Origin of the sequence: Nostoc sp. (assembly GCF_036917155.1) — a bacterium.
Lineage (GTDB): Bacteria > Cyanobacteriota > Cyanobacteriia > Cyanobacteriales > Nostocaceae > Nostoc.
On the sequence record NZ_JBALDZ010000107.1, the window covers coordinates 48,253 to 61,211 of the forward strand.

General features: G+C 41.4%; 11 protein-coding genes. 2 read left to right on the forward strand and 9 right to left on the reverse strand.

Features of this window, described 5'->3' with window-relative positions:
• Positions 1–325: 325 nt before the first annotated feature.
• Positions 326–526, reverse strand: coding sequence for a heavy-metal-associated domain-containing protein (locus V7K67_RS15455; RefSeq protein WP_334710396.1), 201 nt, complete (start codon positions 524–526; stop codon positions 326–328).
• A 244-nt stretch (positions 527–770) separates the two neighbouring features.
• Between V7K67_RS15455 and alaS the strand changes: the two genes are divergently transcribed.
• A complete protein-coding gene (gene alaS / locus V7K67_RS15460; protein WP_335167274.1) occupies positions 771–3,413 on the forward strand; it encodes an alanine--tRNA ligase in 2,643 nt (880 codons plus the stop codon).
• 350 nt (positions 3,414–3,763) lie between these two features.
• Positions 3,764–3,889 carry a hypothetical protein gene (locus V7K67_RS15465; RefSeq protein ID WP_334710398.1) on the forward strand — a complete coding sequence of 42 codons (126 nt, stop codon included), beginning with the start codon at positions 3,764–3,766 and terminating at the stop codon, positions 3,887–3,889.
• 247 nt (positions 3,890–4,136) lie between these two features.
• Here the strand turns inward: V7K67_RS15465 and V7K67_RS15470 are convergent, their stop codons facing one another.
• The 8 genes from V7K67_RS15470 to V7K67_RS15500 all read right to left on the reverse strand — a co-directional run bounded on the left by V7K67_RS15470 (position 4,137) and on the right by V7K67_RS15500 (position 12,508).
• Positions 4,137–4,631: an ureidoglycolate lyase gene (locus V7K67_RS15470; protein WP_334732718.1), complete on the reverse strand. Its 495-nt coding sequence runs from the start codon at positions 4,629–4,631 to the stop codon at positions 4,137–4,139.
• 118 nt (positions 4,632–4,749) lie between these two features.
• Positions 4,750–5,769: an RpoD/SigA family RNA polymerase sigma factor gene (locus V7K67_RS15475; protein WP_334710399.1), complete on the reverse strand. Its 1,020-nt coding sequence runs from the start codon at positions 5,767–5,769 to the stop codon at positions 4,750–4,752.
• A 643-nt stretch (positions 5,770–6,412) separates the two neighbouring features.
• Positions 6,413–6,655: a DUF3172 domain-containing protein gene (locus V7K67_RS34405; RefSeq protein ID WP_442943842.1), complete on the reverse strand. Its 243-nt coding sequence runs from the start codon at positions 6,653–6,655 to the stop codon at positions 6,413–6,415.
• 539 nt (positions 6,656–7,194) lie between these two features.
• On the reverse strand, positions 7,195–7,572 hold the full coding sequence (locus V7K67_RS15480) for a deaminase (RefSeq protein WP_335167283.1): 378 nt from the start codon (positions 7,570–7,572) through the stop codon (positions 7,195–7,197).
• 9 nt (positions 7,573–7,581) lie between these two features.
• On the reverse strand, positions 7,582–8,769 hold the full coding sequence (locus V7K67_RS15485; RefSeq protein ID WP_334732706.1) for an RNA-guided endonuclease InsQ/TnpB family protein: 1,188 nt from the start codon (positions 8,767–8,769) through the stop codon (positions 7,582–7,584).
• Between the two features lie 173 nt (positions 8,770–8,942).
• Entirely contained in the window at positions 8,943–9,341 is a 399-nt protein-coding gene (locus tag V7K67_RS15490; RefSeq protein WP_334732705.1) for a hypothetical protein, read from the reverse strand.
• Positions 9,342–9,731: 390 nt separating this feature from the next.
• Positions 9,732–11,087: a (Fe-S)-binding protein gene (locus V7K67_RS15495; protein ID WP_334732704.1), complete on the reverse strand. Its 1,356-nt coding sequence runs from the start codon at positions 11,085–11,087 to the stop codon at positions 9,732–9,734.
• Positions 11,088–11,149: 62 nt separating this feature from the next.
• A complete protein-coding gene (locus tag V7K67_RS15500) occupies positions 11,150–12,508 on the reverse strand; it encodes an FAD-binding oxidoreductase (RefSeq protein WP_335167279.1) in 1,359 nt (452 codons plus the stop codon).
• Positions 12,509–12,959 lie beyond the last annotated feature (451 nt).

Genomic DNA, 12,959 nt, shown 5'->3' on the forward strand with positions numbered 1-12,959 from the left:
TAAAAATACTGAATATTATTTGGAGGTACAAAACCTATTTATGTAGTTTCTCAAGTGCTATTTTCCTGAGAAAAATACCAAAATAAATAGTTCATAATAACCGTTACATCAGGCAGCTAAAATTCTTTATATGTAGAAAAATAAAGAAATTATAAAGTTTTTTTATTGAATTATCAAAGCCAGAATCTTTTCATTGAATTATAAGTATTATTTCCCATAGACTACTTCAGCCTTTTTCTTGAGGAAATAGGCTTTTATAAGAAAAATTTTGTTAGCGTCGCCTGAGATATTAAAATCGAAACTTATGCTAAAAGTTAGAACTCAATCAATAACCTTCAACAGTGTAACCAGCAGCAACAATTACCTGTTTGATTGACTCCTCGGAAGCTGCGGATTCCACCGTGACAGTTTTAGCGTTAACATCGACATCCACCTTGGCATCAGGTTCCATAACATGGATGGACTCAGTAATTGTATCTGCACATCCCTCACAAGCAATATTTGATACCTTCAGTTTTAGTGCCATTTGTTACCTCAGTATGAAAAATTTAAAGTATTTCTTAAGGATTAATATTAACCATTGAAATCTATTTGTGCATCCCACCAGAGTCAGATTATGGTGTAAAAGCGTCCTAATCACTGTATTTTGCTTACTGACTGGCAAAATTCACTGGCAGTAAGATGAAACAAAATGCAAGAATATATAAAGCTATTTATGAAAATACACTTACTTAGTGCCGCTACGCCTAAGTCTGAAGTTAAACACACCTATGTCTTCAAATCCCCAGTACCTAAGCGGTAACGAAATTCGCAACATATTTCTCGACTTCTTTGCCCAACGGGAACACCAAATTCTCCCAAGTGCTTCCCTCGTGCCAGAAGACCCAACCGTGCTGCTGACGATCGCGGGGATGCTACCATTTAAACCAATATTCTTGGGGCAGCGCACACCAGAATTTAAGCGGGCTACGACTTCGCAAAAGTGTATCCGTACCAACGACATTGAAAATGTCGGACGCACCAAACGGCATCACACGTTTTTTGAGATGTTGGGCAATTTCAGCTTTGGTGATTATTTTAAAGAACAAGCGATCGCTTGGGGTTGGGAAATCTCTACGCAAGTCTTTGGCTTTTCCCCTCAAAATCTCGTCGTCAGTGTTTTTGAAGATGATGATGAAGCCTTTGAGATTTGGCGCGATCAAATTGGCGTGTCGGTAGCGAGAATTAAGCGCTTGGGCGAAGATGATAACTTTTGGGTATCTGGCCCCACTGGCCCTTGCGGCCCTTGTTCGGAAATTTATTACGACTTCCACCCAGAACGCGGTGAGGAAAATATCGATTTAGAAGACGATACCCGATTCATCGAGTTTTACAACCTCGTCTTCATGCAGTATAACCGGGATGCTTCTGGGAATTTAACGCCACTGCAAAACAAGAATATCGACACCGGCATGGGTTTGGATCGAATGGCGCAAATTCTCCAAAAAGTGCCCAATAACTACGAAACTGACCTGATTTTCCCAATTATCCAAACAGCAGGGCAAATTGCTGGTGTTGATTACCACAGCAGTGATGAAAAAACTAAAACTTCCTTAAAAGTAATTGGCGATCATATTCGGGCTGTTATCCACATGATTGCTGATGAAATCCGCGCTTCCAATGTGGGAAGAGGTTATGTGCTGCGGCGATTAATTCGGCGGGTGGTGCGTCATGGGCGATTAATTGGGATTTCTGGCGAATTTACTACCCAAGTTGCTGAAACTGCGATCGCTCTTTCAGAATCAGCTTACCCTAATGTGCGCCAACGGGAAGCAGCAATTAAAGCTGAGTTGCAACGGGAAGAATCGAATTTCCTCAGAACTCTGGATAGAGGCGAAAAACTTCTAGAAGAAATCATCCAAGAGGTGAAACAGCGAGGGGAAACTCAGATTAGCGGTGAAAGTGCATTTACCCTCTATGATACCTACGGATTTCCCCTTGAACTGACTCAAGAAGTTGCCGAGGAAAATAATCTGACAGTCGATGACGCGGGATTCAATATCGAAATGCAAAAGCAGGTGGAACGTGCTAAAGCAGCACATGAAACCATCGATTTAACTGTACAAGGTTCCCTCGACAAACTAGCAGAACACATCCACGCCACCGAATTTATCGGATATACCCAACCTGCGACAACGGCAAAAGTTGAAGCGATTTTGGTAGAAGGTGTTTCCCAAGAAGAAGCAGAAGCGGGGACACAGGTACAAATTGTCCTTGACAAAACGCCATTTTATGCTGAATCTGGGGGACAAATCGGCGATCGCGGTTATATCTCTGGTGATGGTATCGTTGTTCGAGTGGAAGATGTGAAGAAAGAGTCTGATTTCTTTGTTCACTCCGGACGCATCGAACGCGGTACACTGCGCGTAGGCGATAATGTTACAGCCCAAATCGATCCCGCTTGTCGCCGTCGCGCCCAAGCTAACCATACCGCAACGCACCTATTGCAAGCGGCTTTGAAGAAAATTGTTGATGAGGGCATATCTCAAGCAGGTTCTCTAGTTTCCTTTGACAGATTGCGCTTTGACTTCAATTGTCCCCGTGCGTTGACAGTAGAAGAAGTCCAACAAATTGAGGAACAGGTGAACACTTGGATTGCTGGAGCCACTGCTGCGAATGTGGAAGTACTACCTTTAGCAGAGGCGAAAGCTAGGGGTGCTGTTGCGATGTTCGGTGAAAAATACGGCGAGGAAGTGCGGGTGATTGACTTCCCTAGCGTCTCAATGGAACTATGCGGTGGAACTCATGTGAGTAACACTGCTGAAATTGGCGTGTTCAAGATTATTTCTGAAGCTGGCGTAGCTTCTGGGGTGCGGCGCATTGAAGCCGTATCGGGGCCAGCAATATTAGATTATCTCAATCTGCGGGATAAAGTAGTTAAAGATTTGAGCGATCGCTTTAAAGTTAAACCTGAAGAATTACCAGACAGAATCACAAGTCTGCAAAGCGAACTCAGAAATAGCCAGAAAGAATTAGAAACCTTAAAGGTACAATTAGCGATCGCTAAATCTGATAGCTTACTACAAACAGCAGAAACCGTAGGCGGCCATAAAATTATTGTCGCCCAATTAGAAGATGTTGATGCAGAATCATTGAAAACCGCAGCCGAACGCTTGTTGCAAAAAATCGGTAACGGTGCAGTGGTACTGGGTTCTGTTCCGGAAGCAGGGAAAGTTAGTATAGTTGCAGCTTTTAGTCCAGAAGTGAACAAAAAAGGACTGCAAGCCGGTAAATTTGTCGGTGCGATCGCTAAAATTTGCGGCGGCGGCGGTGGTGGAAGACCAAACTTAGCCCAAGCAGGCGGACGCGATGCAAGTAAATTACCAGATGCGTTAGGACAAGCGGAAAGTGATTTAAAATCCGCCTTGGGTTAACGTTATAGTGCAATTCCCCACCCTTAACTCGTGAGTTCGGTGGGGATTATTGGTGATAATTAGGAATCCGATTTGATTCCTGAAAAAATCTAAGTATATGTAGTAGCATGACAAGGCTAAAATGTTGCAATAGATTTTTGAGAAAATTGAGATAAATCAATGTTTTCTGCTTTTTTCTTAGACGTAGGTTGGGTGGAGCGGAGCGCAACCCAACATCCTGATATCTGTTGGCTTTGGCAAAGCCTCCACCCAACCTACAATTTTTTGCAACATTTTAGCCTTGATACGCGACTACGTATCTTTTCAAAAATCAAATAGTAGTCCCAATACGGTTCGGTTAAGGTTTTTTGATGAAAATTCTAGATCACAAAGACGCGATAAATCGCCGTCAAGACGAAGAACTGATTATTGTAGAGACGGCGATTTATCGCGTCTCTTGCCTTAACCGAGGCGATTTATCGCGTCTCTTGCCTTAATCGAACCGTATTGATATAGGAATCCTATTTGATTCCTGAAAAAATCTAAGTATAAGTATATGTAGTAGTGTGACAAGGCTAAAATGTTGTAAAAATTGTAGGTTGGGTGGAGGCTTTGCCAAAGCCAACATCCTGATATATGTTGGGTTGCGCTCCGCTCCACCCAACCTACAATTTTTTTTGCTGAGTTCGGGATAAGGAAAGGGACAGGTAGTAAGCTGAAATCTAAAATCCAAAATTGTATTATCTAAACCATCTCAAACTCTAATTGATGACTTTTGAGAAAATCATGACTGAAATGATCTACGACATTTGTATCAGCTAGTTCCAAATTATAAAAATCCACAGCTTCATAGTCAAAATGGGGCCCAGCGTGCCAAGTACCCTCATGTAGCTTGATAAAACAATTCCCCGGAATGCGGAAAGCAGCAATCTCATCTAATGCCGGTTCATTCACATCATTATCAGGAGGACAAACTGCCATTAACCAATCCTTCCCTTCCAAAGAACCCAGACATTGAGTGCATTCGACATGGCGAGTAATTTTGTGAAACTTTCGCCCTCTCTTCTGCAACCGCATAATATAAAATCGTGGAATTCCGTTTTGCAGGCTTAACTGGGCATCTTCTCCATCGTAAGTTTTACCATCAAGACTTGCAAAAATCACCTGTCCATAAGGTCGAAAGTTTTCAGAATTCACCCATTGTGCTTGCAATTGTTGCACTGTCTTTGATGTACTCATATCAGATATTTGAGAGAGATTACTTAGATTTATTTTCTCCCAAAATGACTGAATTTTATCAGTCATGATGGTGACTTCCTGAGTTCAAATGCCCTACATTATGAAAAAATAACTTCAGCTAGCTAGCTAAATAACTACGTACTTGTTCCTTCTGGCGTCTGAGGAGACTGAGAGCTTTTTGCTCTATTTGACGCACTCGTTCTCGACTAATGCCCATGCGATCGCCAATTTGTGCTAAAGAAAGTTCATAGCCATCAGTCAGACCAAAACGCAAGGTTAATATTTCTCGCTGCTGGGGAGACAGTTTTGCCAACAAGTCTTGTAAGTCTTGGTGGAGAGATTCTTCAACGGCGTAATCTTCGGGAGAAGGGCCATCATCTTCCAGGATGTCTTGCAATTCTGTATCTTGTTGTTCACCAACTCGCGCTTCTAAGGAGAAGGGTTGACGCGCCAAGTATAAACACTCTCTAACTTGACTAGGTGTCAAAGATAACGCGGTGGCAATTTCAGCAGTAGTAGGAACACGACCTAACTGTTGAGATAATTCTCGCTGTACCCGCTTAATTTTATTCAGTTTCTCAAAGACGTGGATCGGTAAACGAATTGTCCGTCCTTGTTGAGCGATCGCTCGTGTGATTCCTTGACGAATCCACCAGTAAGCGTAGGTAGAAAACTTATAACCAAGAGCAGGATCAAATTTATCCACACCTCGCTCTAAACCCAAAGTACCTTCTTGAATTAAATCCATAAATTCCAGGTTGCGGTGCTGGTATTTTTTCGCCACAGCTACCACTAACCGGAGATTAGCCTGAATCATTTTCTGCTTGGCTTGGTGTCCTTGACTTAGCTGTTGCTCTAGCACCTCAACGCTTGACTCCACCTGATCTGCCCATTCTTGCAGCGTGGGTTCGTGGTTTAATTTCACAGCCAATTCTTCTTTAGCAGCTAGTAAATTCATCATCTGCTGCACGTGTTGGGCAAAAATAACCTCTTGTTCGCGAGTCAACAAATCTACACGCCCGATCTCTTGCAGATAACTACGCACAATATCATCTGTAGCTCGAGGTTTTTTATCTGCGGCTAAACTTTTTTTCTTCGTTTTTTGAACTTCGGTATGTGGAGATGTTAAGTTGCTCATGGTTATTTGCTCCTCTGTAACCTCATCAATTTATTGGTATCAAGTCTAGATATTCAGACCCATAGCCATTTCACACTGCTAATCAATCAATTGGCAATACTGATGAATTCTGGTCTATGATACATTACAAGTCAATTGTTGGAGATAATAAACCCAAAATCAACCCACCCATTAATAATAACATCATCAGCAGTCACAAATCAATTGCCTAAAGATACGATCGGTATATCCTTGGAAGTAATTACACTCCTTTTTTCTAGATTTTTGCACATTTCCAAACACAATTATGTTTTAGTTTAATTATTCAATTTAGTTCCTAAAAAAAAACAAAAATTTTACCGAAAAATGATTTTGCGATCCCAGGAATAAATTACTAACAGGAACTATCGAGATAAGTCATATTTATTTAATCATAAACAATTATTTATTGGAGTGTTAATAGTCTGCTGATACTTCCATGTAATTCTCATTGAGTAAAAATTAAATATAAAATGCCTATTTTTCATCTCTATTTTTTTGCTAGATAATCCAATCATCTGAAGCTAGGTACGTAGGAGGCGATCGCTAAGGATGAAAGCAAGCACTTTTCTTGTTCCTCCGCGAAAGAATAGCTTTCTTTTGGAGTCCGGTTAAGTACTTGTAATTAGGGATTTAGGATGACCAAGATGCAGGTATCTGCCACAATTGCCCTTGAGTCATACTGCACGCAGATATCCGCATGAAGTTTAGTATTATCAATGTAATTACTCCTGGAAACATTTTCTAGACTAAAAGTAGTAACAGTGGTAACACTAACACCAAGGATAATACTTGGCAAGATCGGGAACACCCGCGATTGCCACCAATATTTTAATTGAAGTGGGTAGTTGACTGTTATGCCTCCCACTTCCAATACGGTTCGGTTAAGGTTTTTTGATGAAAATTCTAGATCGCTAAAGATGCGATAACACAAAGACGCGATAAATCGCCTTAAAAGGGAACAGGGAACGGGCAACAGGGAACAGGGAAATCCCCATAATTAAAATTAGGGGATTTGTACAAGGACGTATTTTTTCTTGCGCTACGCGTCCCCTTAAAAAATGTTTTTATTTCTTTCATAAATAAATTTAGGGGCTTGTACCCTAAATCTTCGGGGCTAATTCTTGCACTGTTCCCTGTTCCCTCTTCCCTGTTCCCGCCCCGAAGGGGCTTGGTCAAGACAATGATCAGTCTTTTGTCTTGACGGCGATTCATCGCGTCTCTTGCCTTAATCGAACAGTATTGCCATCACTTTCGTAGATATTGGCTAAGAAAAGCATTCACTTCATTGGCGCATAATCCGACATTAACCGTTTTTCCTGCTTTTCTGAGAATATCTAATCCTTGACCATTAGACATCTCCGAAAAAGAATGTAGAGACGTAGCAGTGCTACGTCTCTACAAGGGTTATGGGTAACGCATATTTAATTTCTGGAGATGTCTATTGTTGCGGGGGTCTGGATCAACTATAGATACATATATTTCATGTATTCGACGATCTTCAGCGATCGCTAAAGCACATGATGGTGTGCGTCCATGAAAAGAACAAGGTTCAAGAGTGACATACATTTTCAAGAAGTTGAAAGCTTTGCCTTGAATCTGTTGAAGTGCATCAGCCTCAGCATGGTGTTTTCCCGGTATCCGCGTGTATCCTTGAGCTACTATTTCTTGAGCATCTACAATTACACAGCCGACTGGTGGATTTGGCAAACATTCCGACAAAGCTTTTCTGCTTTGAGTTAAAGCAGCCAGCTTGACATCCTCCCCGGCATTTATGCCGGGGATTCCTAAGCCTCACGGATTAGGTTTCTGTTTCTTTCCCCCAGGGGTTTTACGCAACTGCCCTTTAACCTTAAGGCTATCAGGTCTTACGTTCGCTCCACAGACTGAAACTGCGAGTCCCGCAGCCAAAATATTCTTACTTGCGTTAATATCCCTATCGTGATGTGTACCGCATTTTGGGCAATCCCACTCTCTGATATTCAGAGACAACTTATCAACGACATAACCACAATGCCCACATCGCTTAGAACTGGGGAACCATCTGTCAATCTTGACAAAATTACGACCTGCCGCGTCGCATTTATATTCAAGTTGTCTCACGAGTTCCCCCCAACTAGCATCACTAATTGAGAGAGCGAGTTTTCTGTTTTTCACCATATTCTTCACAGACAAATCCTCGACTGCTATCAATTGGTTTTCTCGAACCAATCGAGTTGTCAACTTGTGAAGAAAATCATTTCGTGCATCGCTAATTTGGGCGTGGACAATAGCAACCTTGACCCTTGCTTTATGGCGATTGTTAGACCCTTTCTGTTTACGACTCAAAGATTTTTGCGCTTTACGCAATTTCGCTTTTTTTGCCTTAAATCCCTTGGGATTAGCAATTTTTTCGCCTGTACTCAAGGCAACTAAACTGCTGATACCCAAGTCAATGCCAACTTGTTTAGCAGATTCAGGCAATCTTTGAATCTCAACGTCTACCAAGATTGAAACAGTCCAGCGGCCATTCGGTGAGAGTTTCACCGAAATAGTAGAAGGTTCTGCGCCTTGTGGCAGCTGTCGGCTCCAACGAATAGCTAACGCTGTAGGACTTTTAGCAAGAAATACTTGCCCATCTCTAAACTTAAAAGCTGCCTTGGTAAATTCTGCATTCCCGCCGTTGTGCTTTTTTTTGAAGTTTGGGTATTTAGCCCGACCTGCAAAGAAATTAGTAAAAGCGGTTTGCAGGTGTCGCAACCCTTGCTGTAATGGCACACTACTGACATCATTCAGAAACTGCAAGTCTTCTTGCTTTTTCCAGTTAGTCAGCATGGTTGATGTTTTTTCATATCCGACACGCTCGCTTTTCTCATACCATGCTTCTGTCCTCGCGGCGAGGGCACGGTTGTAAACTAATCGAGCGCAACCCATCGTTCTTTTGAGCAAGGTTTCTTGCTCAAAAGTTGGATAGAATCGATACTTAAAACTGCGTTGTGTCATTCTTACATTATATCAGACTTTCTGTAAGAATACAAATTAATTAAAGCCGTGCTAGAAGCACGGGGTTTTAAACCCATTTTTCTGATAAATATTTCATCCATGTTTGAGCGTAAATTATTGAGATAAATTACACTACCAAGAATTAGTTATCTCTTGTTAAAAAAGTTTATATATTAAAACTGAGTAACTGTCACACTAATACCAGTACCAGAATCCAGTTTAGGAACCTTGAAGTACTCAATTGGCTCTGTACTTTGAGAACTTTGGGTATTTGTTGGCTGCTGACATTGCTTAAAAAAAGAGCCTGGGTCATTGATTAACTCAAGCGGGTTAATTTTTGGGCATCCTCGCTCTCGGACTAGCGAAACTGATTCAGCAGTTTGTTTGGGATGATTAGTCTGTCCGATAAAATTATTCCATGTACTGTTAATCGTGGCTGGTTGTGTCAATAAAACTTCAGCCTGATTGCGATCGCTGGTTGTATTGTGAATATTCTCTTCGTTGCCATAGGCACTCTGGGAAAGAGTAAGTGCGCTAATCACAACGGCTAAGGTGATGAAAGAGGATTTCATAATTTAATCTCTCAAACATTTAATATCAGTTTAATAATTACGGTTGGCTAGATACAGAGGCTAAAAAATAACAGCCTAGTTTAAGTATTCCAGGCTAGCACAGATAGTTAAGAACTATAGCTAAACTTCATTAAAAATCCAGAACACTAGTCAAAGAGGGCGATCGCATTCAAGCCAGAGAGTTGGTAGTAATTTTAGAGGCGCGCGATCGCTTACAAAACGCTGTACTACAAGTCTAACAAAAAGTTAGAGTTGCTTAAGTGCAAGATAAGCTTTAAGCAGTAATTGTCGTTCTAGATAGTCCACAGCCCCGTAATATGTCTGTTTCTCTCACTGATTTAACCTGCCTACAACCAAGAGCGGACAGATGTCCACCCCCCCAAGAAATATCTACAATTTCAGCTTTTCACCGCGAATCGAATAATCTAACAACTCCATTGGGTGAATGACTGAAATCTTTTTACCTTGCAACTGCAAATGTTTAGTAATCTGCAAAGTACACCCAGGATTAGCAGAAGCAATTAACTCAGCACCAGTATTCAACAAATTCTCTACTTTTTGCCGACCCAATTCTTCAGAAACTTCTGGTTGCAGCATATTATAGACTCCCGCACTGCCACAACACAAAGCTGCATCTATTGGTTCTCTCAACTTCACCCCTGGAATTTGCCGCAATATCTGACGCGGTTGGACGCTAATCTTTTGTCCATGCAATAAATGACAAGCATCTTGATAAACTAAATTCAAAGGCTTATCAGTCAACGGCGATAGTTTTGCTGTTAAGCCAACAGTTGCCAAAAATTCTTGAGCATCTTTAACTTTAGCGGCAAAATCCTTTGCTTTTTCCCGATATTCTGGGTCATCTTCTAAAATATGCCCGTATTCTTTCAAAGTATGACCGCAACCAGCAGCATTGATAATTACAAAATCTACATCGGTCTTGGCAAAACTATCAATCATTTGCCTTGCTAAAGCTTTTGCCTGTTCTGTTTGTCCTTGGTGTTCAGGAAGCGCCGCACAACAACCTTGAGATTTCGGAATCACAACTTCACAACCATTAGCAGTTAAAACCCTTACTGTTGCTTCATTTACGGAAGAGAAAAACAGTCGTTGGACGCAACCCAAAATTACTCCAACTCGGTAGCGCTTCTCACCTTTAGCAGGAATGATAGTAGGAAAATTATCTTCAAAAGATTTGAGAGTAATTTCTGGCAGAATTGATTCCATTGCTGCCAAACGGGGCGATATTTTATTGAGTAAGCCCGTACTACGAAATAATTTGGCAAACCCCAACTTTTGATAAACTAACAACGGAATTAGTAAAACCCGTAAAAGATTGGGATAGGGAAACAGAGAAAAGATCAATTTCCGAAAAAATTGGTCTGATAAACTGCGGGGATAATTCCGTTCAACTTGATGACGAGTTGCAGAAATTAACTTGTCGTATTGCACACCAGAAGGACAAGTACTGACACAAGCAAGACACCCCAAACAAGAATCAAAATGTTCTACTGTTGCCGTATTGAGAGCAATTTCACCCTCATTAATTGCATCCATTAAATAGATACGTCCTCTAGGAGAATCCATCTCCTTGCCAAGCACCCGATAACTAGGACAAGTTGAGAGACAAAATCCGCAATGTACACAACTATCAATCAACTTCGGGTCAGGTGGATGATTAACATCAAACCCCTTCAAATTTTTTAAACTAGCTGTATTATTAACAGAATTTTCTGAAACTTGCATATTTCTCCCTTTCCCCTCTTCCTTTGCGTCCTTTGCGTCCTTTGCGGTTCGTTCTCTTAAAACTAAATTCCACCCACAAACCGACCAGGACTTAAAATATTCTTACTATCAAACTGTTCCTTAATACGGCGCATCAATGGCAAAGCATTCCCCGTATAACCCCAAACTTCTATTTGTTCTTTAACCCCTATTGGTGCTGACAAAATTGTTAAAAAACCTCTATTAGCTTGAGTGCGTAGGCGCAGCCCGCCGTAGGCATCGCTTCCACTAGAATGTAGCTGATCGCGGATTTTCAAAACTTGATTTTTACTCTCTAATTGTAACAAGCCTAAACCACTACTAATATGAATCAAACCTAACTCCACCTCAGTCAAAATCTCCACAGCAGCAGTAGGTAACACTCCTATTTTGCAGGTAATTACCGATTCTGTAGCAGAAGTATGTATTCGTTCTTGCAATCTCTGCCATAGATTAGCTTCGTCACCATCGGCAAAAATTGCCCCATCTAAACCCAACTTTTGCCCAACTTCCAAAACTCGGTTTGACTGTTCTTTAACACTTTCACTAATACTTTGAAAGCGAGCAATTAATCCTAGTCCTTGACCCAACCCCAAACTAGATACCAATTTAGTTGATAGCAAATCAGCCTGCACTGGTGTTAACGCCGAACCTCGAAGAATATCAGCCGCTTGAGATACAGCCTCAGCTTTCCCAGTTAGTACCACCGTCCCCGATGCCTCTGCTAGCGGATACAGGCGAAAAGTTAGTTGACTAATAAAGCCTAATGTGCCATAAGACCCCGTAAGCAACTTCATCAAGTCATATCCGGCAACATTTTTAACTACTCTTCCCCCAGCTTTAGCAATTTCTCCATCAGCACGCACAAAGGTAATACCTAGTAACTGGTCGCGCACACTACCATAGCGTTGTCGCAGAGAACCTGTATCACCTGTGGCAACAATACCGCCAATGGTTGCCGACTCTGGTGCAGTGGGGTCAAGGGCGAGAAATTGCCGCGACTTTGCTAAAAGTGCTTGCAAGTCGGAGAATTTCATCCCAGCTTCTACCGTAACAGTCAAATCGCCAACAGCGTGTTCTATCAGTTGGTTGATGCGTTTTGTACTGACTACAACATCAATACCTTTGGCTAAACCACCCCAGTTAAGTTTACTACCACTACCACAGGGGAGGACGCGCCAGTTATTTGTGTGAGCTTTGGCAATGACTGCGGCTAGCTGTTTTTGAGTGCGAGGATAGACAATACAACTGGGAAACTTCTCAGAAGCTATAGCCTGTTGGATACGTTTTTGCTGACTGAGTTCGATATTTTCCCAAAGACAAACAGCATTTTCTTCGCCGACGATAGATGCAAAATCAGAAGCGCAGACGGCTTGCGGCCTGTCGTTAGACATTGCTTTCATTGAGTTTATTTTTTTACGCCCTACTTCTAATTTACTGGCTAACCTGACCAAAAAAGCACATTGCCATTAATATACGGTGGCTTCAATATAAAAAGCGATGCCTACGGCGCAAGCCAGCTTGTAATCAGCGCCAAATGAAGAGTTGTTCTTCATGTGAATTTGTTGGGAAGTTTTGAAATTTCAGTGGAGAAAGTAGTAGATGAGTAAATTTCACTCATCTACTACAGCTAGAGTTAGGAGACAATTTGCATATTTACAACATCTTGGATAGAAAAATTATAAATTATAGCGGTGTTAGTTGAACAGACTATAAAAGTTTGGAGATAAGGTAGTCTATTAATTTTAATATTACGATAAAAGGTAACTGCCCAGGTAGGAATGTCAGGAATATTCCCATGAGGGAAGAAAGATGGTAGTGTTCAAGCATGAGTCCAGAAGAAAAAGATCAAAA

What these genes read in the sequence shown, in the direction of transcription:
- V7K67_RS15495 (WP_334732704.1), bottom strand. Translation starts at nt 11,087, where the DNA reads ATGCAAGTTTCAGAAAATTCTGTTAATAATACAGCTAGTTTAAAAAAT.
- V7K67_RS15470 (WP_334732718.1), bottom strand. Translation starts at nt 4,631, where the DNA reads ATGAGTACATCAAAGACAGTGCAACAATTGCAAGCACAATGGGTGAAT.
- V7K67_RS15465 (WP_334710398.1), top strand. Translation starts at nt 3,764, where the DNA reads ATGAAAATTCTAGATCACAAAGACGCGATAAATCGCCGTCAAGACGAA.
- V7K67_RS15475 (WP_334710399.1), bottom strand. Translation starts at nt 5,769, where the DNA reads ATGAGCAACTTAACATCTCCACATACCGAAGTTCAAAAAACGAAGAAA.
- alaS (WP_335167274.1), top strand. Translation starts at nt 771, where the DNA reads ATGTCTTCAAATCCCCAGTACCTAAGCGGTAACGAAATTCGCAACATA.
- V7K67_RS15485 (WP_334732706.1), bottom strand. Translation starts at nt 8,769, where the DNA reads ATGACACAACGCAGTTTTAAGTATCGATTCTATCCAACTTTTGAGCAA.
- V7K67_RS15490 (WP_334732705.1), bottom strand. Translation starts at nt 9,341, where the DNA reads ATGAAATCCTCTTTCATCACCTTAGCCGTTGTGATTAGCGCACTTACT.
- V7K67_RS15455 (WP_334710396.1), bottom strand. Translation starts at nt 526, where the DNA reads ATGGCACTAAAACTGAAGGTATCAAATATTGCTTGTGAGGGATGTGCA.
- V7K67_RS15500 (WP_335167279.1), bottom strand. Translation starts at nt 12,508, where the DNA reads ATGAAAGCAATGTCTAACGACAGGCCGCAAGCCGTCTGCGCTTCTGAT.